Below are 21,270 nucleotides of genomic sequence, written 5' to 3'. Positions count from 1 at the left end.
CGAAAATTTACATGAATTGATCGATTGTTCAGGACAGTCGAGACGACGGACGATGACGTGCCAAGGCGATCCCTCCCTCGGCCACCAGGACCAGCACCGCCATCCAGATAGCCAGATAGGTCGGCCACTGCGCGGGAGCAATGGATTCGCCCAGCACTCCCGCGGCGACGACGACCAGCAGGACCGGCTCCACATAGATCAACAGGCCGAACAGCGTCACGTTCAGCTTGGGCGCCGACAGCGCCTGCAATCCCAGCGCCGAGGCACTGATGATGCCCAGGCCCAGGATGAGCCATGGCAGGCCGGGCGGCGCGTCCGCCGGCAGCGCATAGCCGCCCTGCAGGACGAAGAACACGCTGACGGGAAGGCCCAGCGTCATGTCCAGCCACAGCGACCCCAGGGTATTGGTATGGGTGGCGCGGCGCAGCCAGAAATAGCCCGGGTAGCCCAGGCACACCAGCAGCGCGGGCCAGGAAACGGTACCGACGATCGCCAACTGATAGACGATGCCCGCGAGCGCCAGTCCCCCGGCCAGCAGTTGCATCCGGCTGATGCGCTCCTTGAAGACAAGCCGTCCCAGCGCGACCATCGCGATCGGCAGCAGGAAATACCCCAGCGACACGTCGAGCCCGTGGCCGTTGACCGGCGCCCACATGAACAGCCAGAGCTGCGCGCCGAGCAGGGTCGCCGACAGCACGCGCTGCGCCCAGAAGAACCGCTCGCGGCGCACGCGCGCGGCAAGCTGGCGGATCTCATGCCAGCGCCCCATGGCCAGGACGAGCAGCGTCAGCGCCGGAACGGTCAGCAACATGCGCCAGCCGTAGATGGCCGCACCGTCCAGGGGGCGCAGCAAGGTGGTGTACGCGGACATCAGCGCGAACAGCGCCGAGGAGGCGACGTTGAGCAGGACGCCGGTAGAGGTGTTGACGGGGGAGGGCGGGGCGGTCATCGGGATGGATAGGGCGCAGGCAGGGGATGCCGCGTGGTGGGGCGTCCAGGCAAGTGAGAATAACTACAATCTACAATATGAGGGCTTGCCCCTTATTTGCCGGCCTTCGAATTCGGGCTTAGAATTGCAGTCCTGCCGCGTCTGGCGGTAGTGCCTTCCGTCCAGGCGGTCAGCCCGGGCATCCAAGGCGGGTGTAGTTCAATGGTAGAACGGCAGCTTCCCAAGCTTCATACGAGGGTTCGATTCCCTTCACCCGCTCCACTTCGACTTTCCAGGGCGTTCCAAGGACGTCCATGGAGTGTTGCAAGTCATTGTCACGGTTCGATTTTTTAAGAATCTTCGATCCAGTGACGTCCAGCGAAATCCACTGACAGCCGGTCAAAACTGGTACAAAAAGTGGCCCAAACAATGCGCGAACTTCCCTTGCCGCATTGTTGCTGGAGGAGCCGGAGCCCGATGGGAAACATGGCACTCAACTCGCTTTCATGGAGTTGGGATCATGCTTTCAGACCTTATGGCCCGGCAGGCCAAGTGCACCGGCAAGCCATACGCGCTGGCCGACTTCGACGGCCTCTATCTCTACGTTTCCGCCATCGGCACCAAGGCTTGGCACTTCCGCTATTCGTGGTTTGGCAAGCGAGAGCGCATCACCCTTGGCAACTATCCAGCGCTCTCGCTGAAGGACGCCCGTGCGCTTCGCGATGAAGCCCGCTCGCTGCTCGCCAAGGGCGTCAATCCGCACAGCGAACGCAAGCGCAGGCGGCACGCGATCGTCCTGGCCGGCGAGCACACCTTCATGGCCGTCTACGAGCAATGGCTGGCCCATCGCCGGCTCTCGCTGGAGGAAGGAAGGCAGACCAGCCTGGAACAGATCGGCCGCGTCTTCAAGAAAGATGTGTTCCCCTCGCTGCGGCACCTGACCATCTACGAGATCACCCGCGCACACCTGCTGGACATCATCGGCAAGGTGGAAAAGCGCGGCTCGCTGTCGGTGGCCGAGAAGCTGAGGACCTGGTTCACCCAGTTGTTCACCTACGCCACGGTGGCGATTCCCAACATGGGCGATAACCCGTCCAGGGACCTGGAAGTGGTCGCGCTGCCATTGCCGCCGGTCGAACACAACCCGTTCCTGCGCATGCACGAGCTGCCAGTCATGCTGCAGACACTGCGCAAGTACCGCGGGCGCCTGAACACGCAGTTGGGCTTGCGGCTGTTGATGCTCACCGGTGTGCGCACTGGCGAGTTGCGCTTCGCCACGCCCGATCAGTTCGACCTCGACCGGGGCCTGTGGATCATCCCGGTGGCCAGGCTCAAGCAGCGCAAGCTGCTCACCAGGAAGAAGCGCAAGCGTCTCATCGACATCCCGCCCTACATCGTGCCGCTGTCGGTGCAGGCGCAGGAGATCGTTCGCCACCTGCTCGACAACTTCAAGCCGGCCCAGGTCTACCTGATCCCGGGCGACTGGTGCCTCAAGCATCCCGTCAGCGAGAACACGTTTAACGGGGCGCTCAAGCGCATGGGCTACGAGGACCAGCTGACCGGCCACGGCATCCGTGCCACGATCTCGACGGCGCTGAACGAACTCGGGTACCCGAAGAAATGGGTGGACGCCCAGCTCTCGCATGCCGACCCGGACAGGATCAGCGCGACCTACAACCATGCCGAATACGTCGAGCAGCGCCGCGTCATGATGCAGGACTGGGCCGATCGCCTGGACCTGTTCGAGCAGAACCAGGTCGAGGTTGCCAGCCGGCATCTGACCATCACGCTCCAGGGCCTGCCGACCATCGCCGGCCAGGCGGCCGCGCAGCCGCCGGTGGTCGACCTCTCCGCGCCGCAACTGATCGTGACCGCGCCGGCGCCCGGCCAACCCGAAGCGCCGGCATCGGTGCAGCGGTTGTCGGCCGTGCGCATGCCCGAGTACGCACGGCCGCGCCTGTCGGAGGTGCAGCGCGAACGCCAGCAAGTGCTGGAGACCTTCGAGGCGCCGCACAACCTCTCAGTGGCGGACTACGCCAGGCTCGCGGGCAAGTCGCGCCGCTGGATCACCTACGAGATCCAGGCCGGCAACCTGCTGTCGATCCACATGGGGCATCGCGGGCAGCGCGTGCCGGACTGGCAGCTCGATCCGCTCAAGCGCAGGCTGGTCCAGTCCGTGCTGAAGCAACTGCCACGGGGCATCGACACCTGGGACATCTACCACGCACTCCTGCGCTCGTACGAGGCGCTCGGGACACGGCCGGCCATCGAAGCCGTCAACCCAACGAACCTGCACCTTGCCGCGCGGCTGGTGGCCGCACAGTGCACGCAGGCAAGCGAGCCAGTCGTGACGACCGAGTTCCCTGAGCCGGTCCGGCAAAGCGTGCAGCGGCTGGTGCGCGAAGCCGTCGCTGCCGATGCCGCCGAAGCGACGCCCGGAGATTGATCAAGCCAGGGTCGCGCCGAAGTTCGGTCAGGCGCTTGCCTGGAGCGCTTGGAAAAACGGCTCCAGGTGGGTGCTGTCCGTACTTCGACGGCTCAGGAAGTACGTGGTGAGCGTCAGCGCGCCCTCTTGCAAGGGACGCTGGACAACGCCAAGGGAACGATGACCCTCGATGCGGGCGGCGGGTGCGAGGCAGACGCCGTAGCCGGCGGCCACCAAGGTCATCATCAACCCGAACGATGTGGCCGTCGTGACGGCCGAGGGAACGACGCCGGCCGCCGTCAGCAGTGAGTCGATCTGCCCGCAGTAGCCCACACAGCCGCGCCCATCCAGGGCGATCCAAGGGTGGTCGGCCGCCTGCTCCAGGGACACTGACGCGAAGGCCAGCAAGGGGTGATGGGCCGACACGGCCAATGCCAGCGTGTCGCGCCAGACGGGGCGGACATCGATGCCTTCAGGTGCTGCGGGCGACTGGCAGAGGCCTGCCTCGAAGGCCCCCGTGAGCAGTCCTCGATGCAGATCCTCCAGGCGTTCTTCATGAAGGCGAATGGGGTGGTTCGGATGGCGCCGGCGATGTTCCGCCATCGGTACCGACAACCGGGGATAGGCCAGGCAGTCCGACAGGGCAATGTTCAAGGGATCGGGAGCGATCATCGTGTCACCTGCACAACGCCGACACTGGAAAAAACCGGGCGCGACCGGTCGATGAGATAAGTTTAACGTGGTTTAGATTCGCTTTGCGCGTGACGCTTCTGTTGATGCAGAAGCGATCGGTGCAACGCGGGAGACCCGCAGGGACAAGAACCTATGAAAGCGAGCCAGCGCGCGCTTTCGGCGTTGCCGTGCGCGAGGCACGGACTGCGCAGGGGCTTGCCCAGGAGGTGCTCGCGGAACAGGCGGGCATCGCCCGGTCGCACATGGGCAAGATCGAGCGCGGCGAGCACATGCCCACGCTGGTGTTGATCCTGCGGATCGCGAAGGGGCTGGGGTGCTCGGCCGCGACGCTGATGGCCGCGACCGAGGCGCAACTGTCCGAGGAAGAGAGCGGCACCGAATAGCCATGCCGTCATGGCGGTGAGGTGTCAACAACGTTCTTGTACGTCAAGGCTGTGACTTGTCAGGTGTTCATTGCCACCTCGCATTTGACACTCGGCCTTTTTCGTAACATCATTTGTTTCATGAAAAGAGACAGCCGCCTCTCGTCTGTCCTGCATGCGCTGCTGCACATGGCCGAGCAGGATGGACCCGTTACCTCGGAAACCTTGGCGCTGTGCCTGGGAACCAACCCGGTCGTCGTTCGACGCACGATGGGATACCTGCGGCAAGCGGGAATCGTCACCTCCGAACGAGGCCACGCAGGAGGATGGCGTATCCACGCCGACCTTGGCAGCGTCACCCTGCGTCAGTTGCACGAAGCCCTGGGAGAGCCGGCGACGTTTGCCATCGGCAACCGCAACGAGACACCGGGGTGTCTGGTCGAGCAGACGGTCAATGCGGCACTCGAAGGCACGTTTGCCGAAGCCGAGGCGCTGCTGCTCACGCGGTTTTCGGAAATCACCCTTGCCGATCTGGCCTCTGACTTCGCACGCCGGCATGCGGCCTTGCGACACTCAAGGAATAAATCATGAATCACGACGTGATCGTCGTCGGCGGAAGCTACTCAGGCATGGCCGCGACCCTGCAATTGGTGCGCGCACGCAGGTCAGTGCTGGTGATCGATGCGGGCCAGCGGCGCAACCGCTTCGCCAGCCATTCACACGGATTTCTCGGCCAGGATGGTGTGCCGCCAGGTGAAATCGCTGCAAACGCACGCCGCCAGCTCGAGGCCTATCCAACGCTGACCTGGCTTGAAGGTCGGGTGGAAGCGGTCGCCGGGCAGGCGGACGAATTCACCGTCACGACGGCCGATGGCGAGTCGCACCTGGGGCGACGCATTCTGTTGGCGACGGGGGTGACCGACCAGCTTCCAGCCATCGACGGACTCGCCCAACGCTGGGGGAAGACGGTTTTTCACTGCCCGTACTGCCATGGCTATGAACTTGGACAGGGACGCATCGGCATCGTCGGTGCCAGCCCGATGTCCATCCATCAGGCTGAGCTGCTGACGGATTGGGGGGATGTCACCTTGCTCGTCAACGGTGCATTGGAACTCAACGAGGAAATCAGGTCCACTTTGGAACGCCGAGGCGTGGTCATCGACGAGGCCCGCATCGACAGGATCGAGGGACATGCCGACGTGACGATGGTGGATGGGAGGCGACTGAGCTTTGCGGGCCTGTTTGTTGCAACACAAACCTCTCCCTCCAGCACTTTGGCCGGGACAATCGGCTGTACACTGGAAGAAACGCCCATGGGCATCCAGGTTCGCACCGATGCCGAGAGCAAGACCTCGGTGCCTGGGGTCTTTGCCTGCGGCGACGTTGCGCGGGCACCTCATTCGGTGTCGCTGGCCGTGGGCAACGGTGCCATGGCCGGTGCCCAGATTCACCGATCACTGCTTTGGCCCGAGACCATCGAGCCAGCGCAAGCGGAAGGCCGCGCTCGATGACCTCGTTCTCCGACCCGACGGCTGTATCCGGTTATGCGGAAAGAACCGCGAGGATCGTGCCGGGCCTTCGCGACCTGCACCGGATGGCGGGTGTGCTGCTGGCCGAACACGCGCCGGCCGACGCGCGCATCCTGGTGCTCGGCGCCGGCGGCGGGCTGGAACTGAAGGTCCTCGCCGGAATGCAGCCCGGCTGGCAGTTCGACGGCGTCGATCCCTCCGCAGAGATGCTCGAACTCGCCCGCAAGATCCTGGGCTCGATGGTGTCTCGCGTGTGCTTGCACGAGGGCTATATCGACAGCGCCCCCAAGGGGCCCTTCGATGGCGCGACCTGCCTGCTGACATTGCATTTCCTGCCGCCAGCCGAGCGCCTGAAGACGCTGCAGCAGATGCACCTGCGACTCAAGCCCGGTGCGCCCCTTGTCGTCGCGCACCACAGCTTTCCCGGCGAAGATCCCGGTCGGGACAGATGGCTCTCGCGCAATGCGGCGTTCGCGGCTACTTCCGGCGTACCCGTGCGTCAAGCCGAAGGCAGCATCGCGGCGATCAAGGAACGGCTGCCCGTGCTTTCGCCCGTGCAGGATGTCGATCTGCTCCGCGAGGCTGGATTCACGGACATCGACCTTTTCTATTGCGCGTTCACCTTCAAGGGTTGGGTCGCCCATCGAGCATGAGGGGGTATCGACGATGCAAGACATAGGGTCGGCAGGTGCGCTGCCCGTGTGTGGCGAGGAGACTCCTAGCCGCGCGCCAGGGACAGGTAGGGGTTGTCCGGCGGGACTTCCGCGAACAATGCCGAAGGCGCCGCCAACAGATAGCCGTGCAACCGCCGCGACTTGCGCGGTCCTGTGACATCGCAGGTCCAGATGTTCAGGCCGCTGTCCTGTTTGCGGTGCAGCCCCAGCTTCTCGAAGCGCTTTTGCACCCATTGCCAGTCGTGCAGATCGTCCTGTCGGGCCAGCGCCTGGATCTCCGGATGTTCCTGCACGTAGCGCTGGAAGACGCCGGGGCTGACCAGGTACGCCGTGCCATCGACGGTATGCACCAGTGCCTTCGCATCGTTGATGATGAGCTTGCGCGACTCGATGCCTTGCCTGAGCCAGGCGATGAAGGCTTCCCCGGACGGCGTGGCCTTCGCGGGAGCCGGCATCGTGGCAGGACCGGTCAGCGCCGAATGGGTCACTGTCACAGTTGCTCCGGCGGATGGTGACGGCGGTTCCGCGCTGGCGGACGATGCACCGGCGGTGGCTGCGTCGGACGCATCGAGCATCGACAGCAGATCGGAGACCGGGTCCGCGAGCCCGGCCGGGGAATCCGCCACCCCAGGGGGCGGTGAGGTGGCCGCGATGCCGGCGGAGGCCGGCGCTGCCTCATCGCCAGGGAGGGGCTCTTCAGTCGTGACCGTGCCGGCGAACGGTGCGGGACGCTCGCCCGACTCCCAGATCAAGGCCGGCGACAGGCGCAGGAAGGTAAAGCTGTGCGACCAGCCGGTGCCGCTCGTGACGGTCGCCCGCCAGATCGCCTTCCCATCCGGGGCGGGCTGCACGATGCCATGGTCCTGGAGCACCGAGAAGACGGCGGTGTTGTTCGATGGGATGCCTTCGATGCCCTGCGACAGGAGATGCGCGCGCAGTTTGTCGCTGACCGTCTTGCTGACGAGCCAGAGTGCGTCCTGGGTCAGCCATCCATCCGACGGGCCGCCGGGCTGGTTCAGCTTGAACTCCTCGCGCAGCAGGTAGCGTAGGCCATCCAGCAGCTTGCGCTGCAGCGCATGCTTCGGCGCCGCCATGGCCCTGGTCGGATCACCGCCGAGCGCCAGGGCCACCGATGCCTGGTCGGCCTTGACGACCAGCTCGCCCAGCGTGCCGGCATGCTCGTACTGGCCCGCCAGGACGTAGAGCAGCGCCGACCATAGATCGTGGTAGTCGCTCAGCCAGTCGAGGATGCCGGCATCGAGCACACGGGTGTAGAGCAGCCCAGTGGCGGCGCCATGCAGCCGGTACTCGCGATCCGTCCGGTAACGAAAGCGGTACGGCTGCCGCAGCGGCCCGTGCCAGGGGTGCCAGACCAGGCCATCGGCCTGCTCGACGTGCAGGTCGACCGCGATCTTGCCAATGTCGTGCAGCAGCGCGGCGTAGGCGGTACCGGCGGTCCAGGCCTCGGCTTGCGCGGCCTGGGCCTCGGGCGAGGCGCCGGCCGGGAGCAAGTGGGACTGCCTCAGTTTGAGCGCGTAGGCCACGATCTCCAGGCCGTGGTCCAGCATGCCGCCCGGCCAGGCATGGTGATGCGCCTCCGAGGCCGGGAACTGCTGGACCAGCTCGGCGTAGCGCTCCAGTGGCGCCAGGTACAGCGAGCGGAACTGCCGACGCGACAGCGAGGTGCGCTGCCAGATGTGTTCCAGCAATCGCTGCCGGCGCGGCTCCGCCAGCAGCGATGTGGCCGACTGCGGCCGGGTCAACCCTTTGGCAGGCTCGACGGGAGGCGGCGCCGCGGCGTTGGCCAGCGGCACCCGTTTGCGCTGGAACAGCGAAAGCATGGCGACATCCTGGTGATGGGCTGGCCGGAGGAGCCTTTTGGCCTTTTCGGGTAGGGCCTTTCCCGTTGAGGCCATTCCCTTGCCCCTTCCCCAGCCCTTTGGCCTTCGACAAGCCCTTTGGTATAGGGGCAGTTGGCTTCGTGTGCCGCAATCAATGCGGAGCCCGTGCGCTCCAGGATCGGACGGAACAAGCACTGTGTTTTCACCGGATCAGGCAGTTTCAACCGGCGCTGAAAGCACGGCAGGCCCTGAAACCCCTGCGCCCGAAGGCATGCTTGTCGGGAATGAAGTAAGGAAGTAAGATTTCCTTTGAAACTTACGGAGGCCTCCCATGCTTGCCAAGCTCACTTCGAAAAATCAGATCACGCTGCCCAAGGCGGCCGTGTCCGGCGTGGATGCGGCGGAGTACTTCGACGTAACCGTCGAGGGCGGCCGGATCATCCTGACGCCGGTGCGGGTTCAGAAGGCCCAGGCCGTGCGCGAGAAGCTGGAGCAACTCGGGATCACCGAGCAGGACGTCGAGGATGCCGTGGCCTGGGCGCGGCGCTGATGCGCAGGGTCGTGCTCGACACCAACATCGTGCTGTCGGCGCTGGTCTTCAATGCAGGACGCCTGGCCTGGATACGCCATGCCTGGCAGCAACAGCAGTTGCAGCCGCTGGTCTGCCGGGAGACGGCCAGTGAACTCCTGCGCGTCCTGGCCTATCCCAAGTTCAAGCTGTCGACCTTGGAACAGCAGGAGTTGCTGGCGGACTTCCTGCCCTACGCCGATGTGGTGGAACTGCCGATGCCATGGCCCGACCTGCCGGCCTGCCGCGACGAGAAGGACCAGGTGTTCCTGGTGCTCGCGCATGTCGGCAAGGCGGATGCGTTGATCACAGGCGATGCGGACATTCTCGCCATGCGAGAGGACTTTCCCGGCTTGATCATGAGCGCCGAAGCATTCGCGGCGCGGCAGGCATGAAGGAGACCGGCACCGCCATGCCCAACGACCGTGGAACGACCATGAGGTAGCCAACCATGAAGCACACCGCAGGCATGACCATCGCAGCGCGACTCGGCCGCTGGCTGGGCGGCGTATGGCGCGGTTGGCTGCGCGCGGAGCGTCGGGTGCATCGATGGCTGATGGCGCAAGGACTGCCGGCGGGCGGTGCAGCGGTGCTGATCTGGGGGGGCAAGCTGGCGACCCTTGGGGTGTTGCTGTACATCGCGGTCTGGGCGGCGCTGTTGCCGGTCGCTCTCGTCGTGGCAGCCAGGATGGCGGAGCAAGCGCCGCAAGGCGACGATGATTTCCTCGGACGCAAGGCCGAAGAGCTGGATCATCGCGAAAGCCTTGCCTACGACCCCATCAACTACAGCGATGACCCAGATCCACGATTCGAAGACGATTGAACCGGCACTTGGAGCTATTTCTGCTTGGCCGCACTGATCATCAAGCCTGCTCCCCTGCCACCAGCTTGTCCGGCATCTCGTGTCCCTGTACTCAATCCTTGAAGCACATTGCCTGCACGGACACCAGCCCAGGCCAGTGCTGCAACCCAGAACGTGGGCAATACCAAGAACATCGTGGCCATCACGAAGTTCAGCAGCATGTCTCCGAAGGTGTTGTTGAGGCCAACCAGCGGATCGAAGTTCGTGTGCGGCCGGTTCCAGCCCCACCCCCAGCCGTAGAGCGCATCCAGGATCGTCGAGTCGATCCAGCGGGCGAGCTGAAACCAGAAGTCGGTGAAGAACAGCGCGAACTGCACCACGCTCACCGTGACCACGGTCTTGAGGTCATAGGTGCCGATCAGCAGCACCAGCGGGATGCAGATGACCAGCGCCATCTTGAGCAGGGACAGCACCATCGGCAGCGCCTGCCGCACCACGTCCATCGCCGGGAAATAGCCCAGTGATCCGGCGGTCAGCCCGACGTCACTGGCGGCGCGCGTGACGATGTTGGGCAGTGTCATGTCGATCTGGCCACCGTAGTCCGTGTAGACCGCCCCCCGGTTGAGCTTCTGTTGCCGAGGGCTCGCGACGGCACGGATCACCGCGTCGTTGACCTCGGCCTGGCTCAGGAAGCCCGCCCAGCCGGCCAGTCGCGTCAGCAGGTTGGGATCGACCTGGGCCAGCAGTCGTGTCCGCAGGCCGTGGCCGGCGTCGGACCACCACTGCCGGCAGGTCGGGTAGCCGCCCCCGCCGGGCACCTGGGCCAGGCCGGCGTCGCGCGTGGCGTCGAACGGCCAGGCATCGCGCGGTGTCCTGGAGCGGTAGCTGTCGTAGAAGCCGGCGGTGCCGACGAAGTAGCTGGAGCCGATCCAGGTGACGTCGTGCATCTGCTCCTCGCTCAGGCTGGGCCGGGTCATGAACAGCTTGGCGCGGGCGGGGCCGTAGCAGTCGCGGGTGAAGTCGCTGACCTCCTGGGCCAGCACCGGATCGTCGATGCGGGTCGCGTCGATGTCCATGCGGATCTGCCGCAGGTCGGTGCCGCAGGGAATGGCCGCGACCGAGGCGCCGGTGATCGCGCGCGAGATCGCGTGCATGGCGAACCACCACACCGGCACCTTGGCCGATTGGTTGTTGATCGTGCTGAACGATTGCGACCAGCCTGTATCGGTCGGCTCCGGGACATTCACCTGGCACTGGGTCGAACGCGAGCGGTCGTACTTGATGGTGTTGAAATCGACATCGATGAAGGGGATGCCCGCGAACATGATCACCACGATGGCGACGAAGACGCGGTTCTCGATGCGGGCCGAGGACAGCACGCCCTTGTTGCCCTCGTCGGCGCCTTCCGCGCGGGCCTTCAGCCATTCCTGGATGACGATCGCCAGGAACGGGATGGCGAACATGCCGCTGGCGACCAGCACCGACCAGATGCCGTTGTGGACCACCCAGGACACCAGCGTCAGGTAGTACTCCAGGTAGTCGGTGGTGTACAGCGTCATGGCGAACCTCGCGCTACCGTGCCTGCATCAGCAGGCTGGCTTCCAGCACGATCACGGCGACGATGGCCGCAACCTCCGCGCGCAGCAGCCGCAGCCCGGCAGCGCGCTCCGGTTCCCGCGCGCGCAGGCGACGGCGCATCCAGAGCCAACCCCAGGCGGTGGCGGCGTACAGCAACAAGCGCCAGGCCAGGAAGGCCCCGGATTGCGCCGCCATCCAGCGCTGCCAGCCCTCGATGCCGCCCGCGATGCGGATGCCGACCACATTGACGGCGGTCGCGGCGATCAGCAGCGACACCGCCCACGCCAGCACCAGGATGGCACGCCGGCTGGACAGCCAGCGCAGGCACCGCCCCACGGTATTCATGGATGGCTTGCGCCGGACGGCGGCCGCTGCAGTTCATCGACCCGATTGCGTACCGGGTCACCCTCGTAGATGCCACGCGCACCGGCGGCGCGGGTGCTGTGGCGCTGGATGATCGCCATCGGCGAGTTGCTGGCCAGTTCGCGGCGCAGTTCCAGCTCTGCCTTCAGGTTGTGAATCTCGCGATCGAGGATGTCGCTTTCGTGGGTGACGGCCTTCTGGGCCAGTTCGTTGGCGGCCACGTTGGGCTCCTTGCGCCCGGTCAACAGCGTGCGTTGCAGCAGCAGCGCCTTCTCCAGCACGCTGGCCAGCGCAACCTCCGAGGCCAGGCGCCGAGCCAGGATGTCCTGGTCCGTCTCGTCGCGAAGGGCCTCGATCACGCCACGGGTGATGGGCAGCGACGCGCTGCTCGCAGCCTGCAGGTTCTGCGCCGTGGTCGGACGGCTGCCGGCGACCAGTTCCTGCAGGGCCTGCAGCTTGTCCTCGTATTCCTCCTGGATCAGCGGGGTCAGGCCAACGCCCGGCGTGGTGACGGTCTTGGTGCAGGCATCGCAGGTGCGCTGCTCCTGCTCCCCCAGCACGCGAATGGCCCAGGCCGCGGCGGCATCGGGCGAACTCCAGGTCTGGCATGCCAGGTTGCCGCCGCAACTGGCTTGCGGAATCGAACTGGTGTCGCCGACGCCACGGCCGTTGAGCAGGTTGTAGCCGGCGCGGGTCACGTCGCCGACCACGCGCACCGGACGTTGGCCCGCGCCGCCGGCGTTGTCTCCGCCGACCCAAGGAACACCATTGTTGCCACGGTTCGCCTCGGCATCGTCGATCGCCGAAACCGCATCTGTGCTCGCGACGGCCTGCTTCAGCGCCATGCCTTCGGCAAGCTGGTCCCAACCGAGTTGCCCACCCGCCATGTCGGCCATACGGTTGGCGATGGCACGGCAGGTCAGCTTACTGCGATCGAAATCCAGCCTGGCTTGCAGCACCCCATTGGTCAACAGGTTGTACAGCCCTGGATCGGCGCGCTGGATGATCAAGGCGGGCAGTGACGCCACGGCAGCGGTGGCGTTCTGGATCACCGAGGACATGATGGCCTGGAAGCCGTTGGTGATGCCGTTCAACTGGTTCTGCAATGTGGTGGTGATGCTCATGTCGCCACAGATCAGGTTGCTGTTCCAGCCGACGCCAACACCGATGGAGTGCATGTTGGCCGCACCGCTCATGGACACCGCGCGGCCGCCCCCAATGCTGTAGAGCACGTCGTCGCCGATCACGCTGCCCTGATGCTGGACGCCGTACTCGTTGACGCTGGTCTGCGCCCCGGCGCTGGAGTAGCTCAGTGCTGCGACAACGGCCAATGCGGCGTACAGAAATCGACGGGCGCTCGAAAATGGAGTCGTCATGGCACCGGGCCTCACAGGAAATCGACGCTGCCGAGGAACACCTGGCCGCGGCGCTGGCAGCAGCTATAGGGGCGCCACAATGCCCAGGCGTAGTCGCCCTGCCGGGCCTGCACCTTGGCATTGCCGTGGGGGAATACGGCGCAACTGCTGGACAGCGTGGGGGTCAGCTCCTGCCACTTGCCCGTGGCGGCATCGGTTTCCATCAGGGCACCGGCCGGCCAGTAGCCATCGCGCGAACTGGCGAGCAAGGGCTGGTACACGTGAATCTGGTTGCGGCGCGTCACGATGTCACCCGCGCGCTGGGCGACCACGGCCGCGGCCTTGTGGTCATCCACCTGGTGCAGGAAGCCGCCACGCGGATAGACGTTGCCCCAGAGATTCAGGCCCGTGCGCGTGCCGATCTCGCGCCGGCCGGGAATCAGTGCTTCCGGATACAGCGCCTCGGGGATGCTGTAGCGCCATGCCAGCGTGTCGAGCGTGCTCAGCAGATAGGGCATGAAGGCGGTACCGGCACCCTCGCAGGTGTAGCCGGAGGCGCTGGCGAACTGGCTGAACACATGGCCGCCGGGATGGCCGATGACGTCGGCGTTCTTGAACTTCGCCAGGTTGTTCTCGTGATCCTCGTTGGTGGTGCCGTCGCCACCGGCCTTCGCGGTCGGGTTCGGCAGGCTCATCGCCCGCACCTCGACCCAAGGGTTCTCGCCGGTGTTCGAGTAGCTCGATACCACGGCATCCGGAATGTAGTGGCGCACCTTGACCGAGGTGCGCACGGTGCATCCCGTCCAGGTGCAATAGAGCCAGTAGCAGATGCCGGTGACGCGGTACTCCAGGCAATCCGGCGACAGGGTGGAGGCCACGATGGTGGCGGTGTTCAGTGCAAAGGACGATGCGGAACACCCCAGTAACAGCGTTGCGATGGCCAACCGCTGGCGTCGGGATGGTGCGAACGGACGCCTCGTCATGGCTGCGTCCTCCGGTATTGGTCGATGCGGGAAACCGCACGGGCCACGTCCGTCTCGCCATAGATCACGTATCGGCGATCCACCACGATGGCGGGAACCTTGGTGACGCCAAGGCTCCAGGCATCGGCAATGCCCTGGTAGGCGGTGCCGATCCTTCGCTGCATGTCTGCACCGCCCAGCTTCAGCCGTTGCTGGACGATGGCGCTGGCGCGCTCAGGATCGGTGGGCAGGTTGTCGGCCAGCTCCGCTTCGAGCACCGCGGCCGCGTCCAGGATAAGGTGTCGGTCAGCCTGGCCAAGGACCGGATGATGCGAGTCGGTAACGACCCATACTTCCGCCGCGGCGGCGCGGGTGGCCAACGTCAGGATGGCAATGCCCGCAGCAAGCCATGCTGGGCGGGTGCGAGTGGCATGAGGAACAGCGCAAGAGTCCATGAGACAACACCGGAGGGAAGCCAATCCGGTGACAGTCGAACCGAAATCCGGCTTCGACACGACAAACAATCCGGAGACCGCCTCATCCCGTTTTCGCCATCCCTGTCATCGCGTGATCACCCCAAACGGTGCCTGCGAGTGCGCCTGCGACAAGGACGTTTTCGGATCGACAGCCAAGACGGCCGCCGCACGTTCGTCTCGCCTTCAGCAGCGATGAATCGCTTGGAGAACGAAGTCGGCCCGCTCGGCCACACTGGCGCGCGGAAGCAACCTGACTTCGTAGCCGAGTGCCCGGTAGGTTGCATCCAGGTGGGCGTACTCCGCCTCCGCCTCGGGAAAGCCGTGCCGCCGCGCCTCGTCGGCGCAATAGATGTCCGGCCAGGGCGGTGCGAGGAACACGAGCCGCCCATAAGGGCGAGATTCGCCCAGGCTTTGCGCCAACGGTACGCCGCAGAGTCGTTGAAGCGCTGCAGCGGCGTCGATCAGCCCTCGGTCGAAGAAGACCGGACCAGCGTCCCGTGCCGCGCCTTCGAGATCCATGGCGGCGACGCGCAGCGCCTCCCGCAGAAAGGCCGCCATGTCGGTCCATGGCAAGGCGTTGCCGCCCTGTCGAATCTGCTCGGCGATGATCCTCCGCCCGGGTTCGGCGACGGTCGCATGACCACGCCGCCGCAGTTCCCCGAGCAGGGTCGACTTGCCGCCGCCGGAGCACCCCGATATGACCACCTGAGGTGGCATCGGCGTCATGTCAGGGTTTGCTTCGACCAGCAGACGGTTTGTAAATTCACTTGTCATCATTGGTTTAGCCGAAGAGACAGGCCCCACGCAATGGTGGCGCTGAGCATGCCAAAGGCGCAGACCCCGGCCCATCCATGCGCGGTGAAGGCCCACCCGCCTGCAGCAGCGCCGAAGGCCCCGCCAAGCAGCATCGCGCCCATGAACACGGTGTTCAGCCGGCTGCGCGCACCCGCGTCCAACGCATAGACCATGGTCTGGTTCGCCACCTGGGCCGACTGCACGGTCACGTCGAGCAAGAAGATGCCGAGGACGAGTGCAGGGATCGATGAGCCACCCAGGTACAGCACGGCAAATGCCGTTGCGGTTCCCACCGCGCCAGCACGGACGACTGCGTCATGTCCGCGCCGGTCGGCAAAACGGCCAGCCGCCGGTGCAGCCAACGCGCCGCACACGCCGACCAGCGCGAACAGGCCGGCGGATACCGCGCCGAGCTGCAGTGGCGGCCGCTCCAGCCAGAGCGCGAACGTTGCCCAGAAGCCGATCATGCTGGCAAACAGCAGGAACTGGACGGCCACAGCTTGGCGCAAGGAAGCGTGCTTGCGCACCAAATGCCACATCGACAGCAGCAATCGTCCATAGCCGAGATTGGAGGACGGCGGCACCACCGGCAGCGTCCATGCCAGCCGAAAGCCCAGTACCAGCATCAGTGCCGCAGAAAAACCGAAGACGGACCGCCAGCCCCAAAGCTCGGTCATCCAGCCGCTCACCACACGGGCCAGCAGGATGCCGATCAGGATACCGCCCGTCACCACGCCGAGCACCTGCCCCTTGCGGTGGGAGGGCGCCAGGTGGATGGCCAAGGGAACCAGTTGCTGCGCCACGGTGGCGCACAAGCCCACGGCGAGGCTCGCCAGTGCCAATTGAACGAAGCCGGAGGACGCGGCTGCCAGCACCAAGGAGAGCACCAGCGCCGCCAGCGTTCGCATGATGAGTGACTTGCGCTCCAGGCGGTCACCCAGTGGTGCCAGGAACAGCACGCCCAGGGTATTGCCCGCCTGGGTGAGCACGGGCAGCCAGGTCACGGTCCCCGCAGAGAGCGCGAACTCCCGGCTCAGTTCGCCGAGAAGCGGCTGGTTGTAGTAGCTGTTGGCCACGGATGCGCCCGCCGCCAGGGCAATGGTCCACAGCAGATGGGAGGGCAAGGCTGACGTGGCAGGCATCGGTGCGGCACGCGATGCATCGCCGGGGTGACCTGGGATATTGCTCATTCAAGGGGTCCGGCCGTATCAACTCTCGGCTTGCGGACAAGCTCTCACCAGTTCGGGCGATCCGTTCCCGGCGGCACTGACGATCGCGCATAGCCGGCCGGTGTTCGCGCCATTTGCGCGCTGGGGCGCACGGCGCGCAGCAGGCCGAAGCCGGAGACTTCGTCGGCGAGCCAGGGGCTGAGGTCCGGCCTGCCGGCCCGCAGGCCCTCTTCGATGCGCCCCAGCCCGCGCAGCCAGTGCCCGGTCTGCGCCAGCGACACCTGCACGTGCCAGCTTCCCCCTTCGCGCGACTGTCGCCACAGCGCGGCGGCGGCGCCGAAAGCCATCAGGAAGCCGCTGGCCTGGTCGAGGATCTGCATCGGCAGCGCGCGCGGCTTGCCGTCGCCCGCCGCCTCGCCCTCGGCGTGGTTGAAGCCCATTGCCGTCTGCACCAGCGAATCGAAACCGCGCCGGTCGGCCCAGGGCCCTTGCGTGCCGTAGGCGGTCAGCGACACGGCGACGATGCCGGGCCGGCGCGCGGCCAGGGCCTCGGGCGAGAAGCCGAGCGCGGCCAGGCCGCCGGGCCGGTACCCCTGCGAGAACACGTGGGCGTCTTCCACCAGCCGCCACAGCGCTTCGCGCCCGGCCTCGCTGCGCAGGTCGATGTGCGCCGAGCGCTTGCCGCGGCTGGTTTCGGCAATAGCGGCGATGTTGGGCAGGTTCGGTGAGTTGACCAGCATCACGTCCGCGCCGAACGAGGCCATCGCCCGCCCACCAACGGGGCCGGCCAGGATGCGCGTGAGGTCGAGCACGCGCAGGCCGGCGAGCGGCCGCTCATCGGCCGCCAGGGGTGGCAGTGCGCGCGGTGGCGCATCGGCGATTCGGGTGATGGTCATCAGGGGTTGCGAGGCCACCGCCTGACCCTGGGGCGTGGCATCCCACTCGGCGAAGCTGCGCAACGCCGTGGCCACCAGCGCGTGGTCGGCCGCGGCCTGCTCGAAGTCCAGCGCCTTCCAACCCAGCAGGGCCTGCTCTGCGTCGGCGCGTGTGGCAGTTGCGGGGTCCAGGCCCAGCAGGCGCAGCGCGCCATCGCGGTGGTGCGGGAAGTTGGTGTGGACACGCACGTGACCATCGGCGCAGCGGTACAGGCCGGCGAACGGGTCCCACAGCTCGGGCTCCTGGCCGTCGAGCGTGAACCAGCCGGTGCATTCGGCGGCGGCGTGGGCCATGTCCACGGCGACACGCTGGCGCGGAACACCCCGCTCATGGCCCAGTTCGCAGGCGGCGAGCGCAGCCGCGGCAATGCTGGTCTGCGCGGCGGTGCCGACGGCGAAGGACGAGGGGAACACCGGGTCGCTGCCCGTCAGCGCGATCCCGGCCAGCGCCTGCGGCGGCAGCCCGCCCAGCGACCAGAGCGCAGTCAGTGCATCGAGTGGATTCATCGAATGGACTCCTCACAGAAAGTTCGCCAACTGAATCGACACGCTACCCCGTCGGCCGAGTCGGGTTGGCAGATCCAGGCGGGAGGCAGGGTCGGCGCCGCGTTGTCCGCAAACGCAGCGGACCGCGGAAAGCAGCATCGCGCGCCATTGGCGATGCCGGGGAGCGCCGTATTCGCACAGGCGTGGGCGTCGCGCGCCCGCTGCAAGCGATCCATCACGCGCCCGCCTCCAGCCCGAAGTACGCCGCGAGCGCCAGGCCGGTCGCCACGATCGTCCAACGCAGCGCCAGCGGCGGAATCCAGCGCGCCAACCGCGCGCCGGCATAGCCCCCAAAGATCGCGCCCAGCAGGACCGCACTGCCTTGCGCCCAGGCGATGGACCCGGTGGCGACGAAGAGCATCACCGCGGCACTGGTCACGACGGTAGCCATCGCATTCTTGACGGCGTTGGCCTCCTGGACATCGCGCACACCCAGCAAGGTCAGGATCGCCATCAGCATGATGCCCAGGCCGGCGCCGAAGTAGCCGCCATAGAGTGCGGTCAGGAACTCCGCCCCCGCAGCCACCAGGTGCGGCACCTGACCGCGAGCATGCCGCTCGATGGCCTGGCGCAGCCAGGGTCCCAGGGCGAACAGCACGGTCGCGACGAGGATCAGCCACGGCACCAGACGGCTGAACTGTGCATCTCCGGTGAACACCAACAGTGCGGCGCCCACCAGCGAACCGGCACCGACCACGGGCAGGCTGCGCCGCAACGCGGCGCGGTGGCGCCCGAGTTCGCTGCGATAGCCGAGCAGGCTGCTCGCATGCCCCGGCCAGATCGACACCGCGCTGGTGGCGTTGGCCACCACGGGTGGTACGCCGGCAGCCAGCAGCGCGGGAAAGGTGAAGAATGTGCCGCCGCCGGCCACTGCATTGCAGATGCCGCCGATCATGCCGGCCCCAGCCAGCAGCAAGAAGGTTCCGATGTCCATGCCGCTCGCGCCTCAGCTCGTCGGCCTGGACAGGGCCAGACGCAGGCCGAACCCCATCAGCGCCAGGCCGGTGAGCGCATCGAGCGAGCGCAGCACCGTGGGCCGGCGCAGCCAGCGTGCCAGGGTCCGCGTGGCCAGCACCAGTGCGGCGAACCAGAGCAGTCCCATCGCGGCGTGGATGCCGGCCAACAGCACGCTGAACCCGACCACCGGCACGTCCGCGGGAACGAACTGTGGCAGGAGGCTCACGTAGAACACCCCGACCTTGGGATTGAGCAGATTCGTCAGCAGACCGCGCAGGAACCAGCGCTCGCCACGCACGAGCGGCGGATCGTCTGCGGGCAGCGCCGGCCGGCTCTTGAGCGCGCCAGAGATCAGCTTCCAGCCGAGCCAGAGCAGATAGGCCGCGCCCGCGATCTGCAGCAGGGTGTAGGCGAGTCGGGAGACCGCGAGCACCGCGCCGAGCCCGAGGGCCGCGATCAGCCCCCAGATCAGCACGCCGGTCACGATGCCGCCGCCCGCCCTCATCGCCTTGCGCCCCCCTTCCACAGCGGCCGTGCGAAGTACCAGCGCCGTGTCCAGGCCGGGGGTCAAGGTGAGCAGCAGCGCCGTCAGCGTGAAGCCCAGGATCGCAGTCGATGCATCCATTGGGGGATCTCCGTCAGAGCACAGACAAGTCCAGTGACTCGCTGTACGTCGTCGATTCGATGGTCTTGACGATGGCCTGGCCGCAGATCACGGCGCCACGCGCCGCGTCGTAGGTCAGGCTCGGCTCGCCATACAGCTCCCAGCCGCTGTTCAGGGCCGCGGTGACGCGGTGGCAGAACGCCGCGTCGTCGATGCCGGTCAGGTAGCGGTACGCGAGCATGCTCATGCTCCCGGTCGATTCGATGCCGGTATCTGGACGCGCAGCCCCACTCCGAATGCCTGCAGCAGATGCCAGCCGGTGTTCCAGTCGCCCACGCCGCTGGCGGCATTGATATGCCCGAGGGCGCCGACTTCCAAGCATCCCGCTGCCCAACCCATGGCCATGCGCCGGGCGTGCTCCGGCGAGCCATAGGGGTCGTCGCTGCTGGCGACCACCAGTGCGGGAAACGGCAGGGGTCCGGTCGGTGGCGGGCCGAACTCGCTCGCCTCGCCCGGAAACGCCGGTGCGCCGGGGTCAGGGACGGCAACGAGGAAGGCGCCCCGGACCTGCGCGATCCGATGCTGGATGTCTTCTCCGATTCCCGGCCGCGATGCCCAGTGCGCGACGAGCAGGCACGAAAGGCTGTGTGCGACCAAGACGACGGGCGCACCGCACTCGTCGATAGCCGCATCGAGTGCCTGCAGCCAGTCGGCCAGGTCCGGCCTGTCCCAGTCGGCAGGCTGGAATCGCCGGCCATGCTCCTGGCGCGACGCCCAGCGCGTCTGCCAATGCTCCGGCCCGGAATTGCCGATACCGGGAAGCATCAAGAGGCGAACGGTCTGAAGGTGGCTCATGGTGGCGTGCGCGGATATCCGGGGTGAGGTTGTCTGGCTGGAAACCTTAAGACCGATGCGTCGAATTGCCGAGTGAGAAGGTCTCAGCAAGCGTCGAGAAAAGCTCAATGGTCGGCTCGAATGGCCTTGGCTATCGTCGAAGTGCACTTCCTTCACAACCGACGAAGAAGCCCCCCGAGTTCGCCATGTCTGATATCCCGCTCCTGATTTCCTACGTCCTGGCGGCCTGGCTGTCCATCCTTACGCCCGGTCCGGCCATCCTGCTGGCGATGCGCAATGGCGCTCGCCAGGGCGTGGTCGCGAGCCTGTGGTCGACGCTGGGCAACATGTTGGGGTTGCTCGTGGTTTCCGCGGCGGCCGCGTGGGGCGTCGGCCTGTTCCTGCTTGCATCCGCCCACGCGATGACCGCGCTGCGGCTGGCCGGCGCCGCCTACCTGGCGTACCTCGGTCTTCGCCTGCTTGTGCAGGGCAGACACACACGGCCGCCGGACCCCGGTGCCGATGACGCAGGGCCGGTGCAGGCCTTCGCGCTGGCGAAGGAAGGATTCCTGGTGGCGACATCCAATCCGAAGTCGATCCTCTTCTTCACCGCCTTCTTCCCCCAGTTCATCCGGGCCGACCAGGCTCTCATCCCTCAGTTCATGGGCCTGACCGCGATCTTCGTGATCCTCAGCGGCGCCACCTTGACCGGCTATGCCGCCATTGCAAGCCGGGTGCGGGGAGCATTGGGCACTTCCGTCTGGCGCCAGCGCTGCACGCGCCTGGCGGGGATCGGTTTCCTCGGATTCGCCGCATGGATTCTTTTGTGGAGACCGTCCAGCGGCGCCAAGGCCCTGGCCGCGTGATTCGTCCC

The 21,270-nt window shown here is 66.4% G+C and carries 24 protein-coding genes and 1 tRNA gene; 10 read left to right on the top strand and 15 right to left on the bottom strand.

What is annotated here, in order from left to right:
* Positions 1-28 precede the first annotated feature (28 nt).
* Positions 29-949, bottom strand: a complete 921-nt coding sequence (rarD, locus tag N5K27_RS21150; protein ID WP_279818578.1) for an EamA family transporter RarD — start codon at positions 947-949, stop codon at positions 29-31.
* A gap of 187 nt (positions 950-1,136) precedes the next feature.
* Here rarD and N5K27_RS21145 point away from each other — a divergent pair.
* Both N5K27_RS21145 and N5K27_RS21140 read left to right on the top strand, forming a co-directional pair.
* Positions 1,137-1,210, top strand: a tRNA-Gly gene (locus tag N5K27_RS21145).
* A 238-nt stretch (positions 1,211-1,448) separates the two neighbouring features.
* A complete protein-coding gene (locus N5K27_RS21140) occupies positions 1,449-3,374 on the top strand; it encodes an integrase arm-type DNA-binding domain-containing protein (protein ID WP_279818576.1) in 1,926 nt (641 codons plus the stop codon).
* 27 nt (positions 3,375-3,401) lie between these two features.
* On the opposite strand, the gene N5K27_RS21135 is transcribed toward N5K27_RS21140, so the two are convergent.
* A complete protein-coding gene (locus tag N5K27_RS21135) occupies positions 3,402-4,025 on the bottom strand; it encodes a LysR family substrate-binding domain-containing protein (RefSeq protein WP_279818574.1) in 624 nt (207 codons plus the stop codon).
* A 104-nt stretch (positions 4,026-4,129) separates the two neighbouring features.
* Between N5K27_RS21135 and N5K27_RS21130 the strand changes: the two genes are divergently transcribed.
* The 4 genes from N5K27_RS21130 (at position 4,130) to N5K27_RS21115 (ending at position 6,590) form a co-directional block, all read left to right on the top strand.
* Complete coding sequence (locus N5K27_RS21130) at positions 4,130-4,429, top strand: helix-turn-helix transcriptional regulator (protein WP_046741836.1); 300 nt, start codon at positions 4,130-4,132, stop codon at positions 4,427-4,429.
* 120 nt (positions 4,430-4,549) lie between these two features.
* Complete coding sequence (locus N5K27_RS21125; RefSeq protein ID WP_222821613.1) at positions 4,550-4,999, top strand: Rrf2 family transcriptional regulator; 450 nt, start codon at positions 4,550-4,552, stop codon at positions 4,997-4,999.
* Positions 4,996-5,919, top strand: a complete 924-nt coding sequence (locus N5K27_RS21120; RefSeq protein WP_279818572.1) for an NAD(P)/FAD-dependent oxidoreductase — start codon at positions 4,996-4,998, stop codon at positions 5,917-5,919. Before N5K27_RS21125 ends, N5K27_RS21120 begins: the two co-directional genes overlap by 4 nt.
* Positions 5,916-6,590: a class I SAM-dependent methyltransferase gene (locus N5K27_RS21115; RefSeq protein WP_150554652.1), complete on the top strand. Its 675-nt coding sequence runs from the start codon at positions 5,916-5,918 to the stop codon at positions 6,588-6,590. Before N5K27_RS21120 ends, N5K27_RS21115 begins: the two co-directional genes overlap by 4 nt.
* A 65-nt stretch (positions 6,591-6,655) precedes the next feature.
* On the opposite strand, the gene mobH is transcribed toward N5K27_RS21115, so the two are convergent.
* A complete protein-coding gene (gene mobH, locus N5K27_RS21110; RefSeq protein ID WP_279818569.1) occupies positions 6,656-8,452 on the bottom strand; it encodes a MobH family relaxase in 1,797 nt (598 codons plus the stop codon).
* A 331-nt stretch (positions 8,453-8,783) separates the two neighbouring features.
* Between mobH and N5K27_RS21105 the strand changes: the two genes are divergently transcribed.
* The 3 genes from N5K27_RS21105 to N5K27_RS21095 are packed head-to-tail and all read left to right on the top strand — an operon-like array spanning position 8,784 to position 9,843.
* Entirely contained in the window at positions 8,784-9,002 is a 219-nt protein-coding gene (locus tag N5K27_RS21105) for an AbrB/MazE/SpoVT family DNA-binding domain-containing protein (RefSeq protein WP_009618101.1), read from the top strand.
* Positions 9,002-9,415 carry a putative toxin-antitoxin system toxin component, PIN family gene (locus N5K27_RS21100; protein WP_150554654.1) on the top strand — a complete coding sequence of 138 codons (414 nt, stop codon included), beginning with the start codon at positions 9,002-9,004 and terminating at the stop codon, positions 9,413-9,415. Before N5K27_RS21105 ends, N5K27_RS21100 begins: the two co-directional genes overlap by 1 nt.
* A 56-nt stretch (positions 9,416-9,471) precedes the next feature.
* On the top strand, positions 9,472-9,843 hold the full coding sequence (locus tag N5K27_RS21095) for a DUF3742 family protein (protein WP_150554655.1): 372 nt from the start codon (positions 9,472-9,474) through the stop codon (positions 9,841-9,843).
* Between the two features lie 14 nt (positions 9,844-9,857).
* Here N5K27_RS21095 and N5K27_RS21090 read toward each other — a convergent pair whose 3' ends face one another.
* The 12 genes from N5K27_RS21090 to N5K27_RS21035 all read right to left on the bottom strand — a co-directional run bounded on the left by N5K27_RS21090 (position 9,858) and on the right by N5K27_RS21035 (position 20,417).
* Positions 9,858-11,381 (bottom strand): conjugal transfer protein TraG N-terminal domain-containing protein, encoded by a 1,524-nt coding sequence (locus N5K27_RS21090; RefSeq protein ID WP_279818566.1) that lies wholly within the window; start codon positions 11,379-11,381, stop codon positions 9,858-9,860.
* 13 nt (positions 11,382-11,394) lie between these two features.
* Positions 11,395-11,745, bottom strand: a complete 351-nt coding sequence (locus N5K27_RS21085; RefSeq protein ID WP_034036974.1) for a hypothetical protein — start codon at positions 11,743-11,745, stop codon at positions 11,395-11,397.
* The gene (locus N5K27_RS21080; protein WP_034036972.1) at positions 11,742-13,139 is read right to left on the bottom strand and encodes an integrating conjugative element protein; all 1,398 of its coding nucleotides are present in this window, start codon (positions 13,137-13,139) and stop codon (positions 11,742-11,744) included. Before N5K27_RS21080 ends, N5K27_RS21085 begins: the two co-directional genes overlap by 4 nt.
* A gap of 11 nt (positions 13,140-13,150) precedes the next feature.
* Positions 13,151-14,101 carry a TIGR03756 family integrating conjugative element protein gene (locus N5K27_RS21075; RefSeq protein WP_279818564.1) on the bottom strand — a complete coding sequence of 317 codons (951 nt, stop codon included), beginning with the start codon at positions 14,099-14,101 and terminating at the stop codon, positions 13,151-13,153.
* Positions 14,098-14,535, bottom strand: coding sequence for a TIGR03757 family integrating conjugative element protein (locus tag N5K27_RS21070; RefSeq protein WP_279818563.1), 438 nt, complete (start codon positions 14,533-14,535; stop codon positions 14,098-14,100). The genes N5K27_RS21075 and N5K27_RS21070 overlap by 4 nt, the downstream gene beginning before the upstream one ends.
* Before the next feature lie 204 nt (positions 14,536-14,739).
* Positions 14,740-15,333: an AAA family ATPase gene (locus N5K27_RS21065; RefSeq protein WP_279818561.1), complete on the bottom strand. Its 594-nt coding sequence runs from the start codon at positions 15,331-15,333 to the stop codon at positions 14,740-14,742.
* Complete coding sequence (locus N5K27_RS21060) at positions 15,330-16,541, bottom strand: MFS transporter (protein WP_279818560.1); 1,212 nt, start codon at positions 16,539-16,541, stop codon at positions 15,330-15,332. The genes N5K27_RS21065 and N5K27_RS21060 overlap by 4 nt, the downstream gene beginning before the upstream one ends.
* A gap of 44 nt (positions 16,542-16,585) precedes the next feature.
* Positions 16,586-17,962, bottom strand: coding sequence for a CoA transferase (locus N5K27_RS21055; RefSeq protein WP_279818558.1), 1,377 nt, complete (start codon positions 17,960-17,962; stop codon positions 16,586-16,588).
* A gap of 214 nt (positions 17,963-18,176) precedes the next feature.
* Positions 18,177-18,935, bottom strand: a complete 759-nt coding sequence (locus tag N5K27_RS21050; protein WP_279818556.1) for a sulfite exporter TauE/SafE family protein — start codon at positions 18,933-18,935, stop codon at positions 18,177-18,179.
* 12 nt (positions 18,936-18,947) lie between these two features.
* On the bottom strand, positions 18,948-19,583 hold the full coding sequence (locus tag N5K27_RS21045) for a LysE family translocator (protein WP_279818554.1): 636 nt from the start codon (positions 19,581-19,583) through the stop codon (positions 18,948-18,950).
* A gap of 13 nt (positions 19,584-19,596) precedes the next feature.
* Complete coding sequence (locus N5K27_RS21040; RefSeq protein ID WP_347945303.1) at positions 19,597-19,803, bottom strand: DUF1737 domain-containing protein; 207 nt, start codon at positions 19,801-19,803, stop codon at positions 19,597-19,599.
* A 2-nt stretch (positions 19,804-19,805) separates the two neighbouring features.
* Positions 19,806-20,417 carry an alpha/beta hydrolase gene (locus tag N5K27_RS21035; protein ID WP_279818551.1) on the bottom strand — a complete coding sequence of 204 codons (612 nt, stop codon included), beginning with the start codon at positions 20,415-20,417 and terminating at the stop codon, positions 19,806-19,808.
* A gap of 107 nt (positions 20,418-20,524) precedes the next feature.
* Between N5K27_RS21035 and N5K27_RS21030 the strand changes: the two genes are divergently transcribed.
* Positions 20,525-21,262 (top strand): LysE family translocator, encoded by a 738-nt coding sequence (locus tag N5K27_RS21030; RefSeq protein ID WP_279818550.1) that lies wholly within the window; start codon positions 20,525-20,527, stop codon positions 21,260-21,262.
* Positions 21,263-21,270 lie beyond the last annotated feature (8 nt).

This window comes from Pigmentiphaga sp. GD03639, from assembly GCF_029845405.1.
GTDB lineage: Bacteria > Pseudomonadota > Gammaproteobacteria > Burkholderiales > Burkholderiaceae_B > Pigmentiphaga > Pigmentiphaga daeguensis.
The sequence above is the reverse complement of the archived record's forward strand: the minus strand, read 5'-3'. Positions and strand labels throughout refer to the sequence as shown.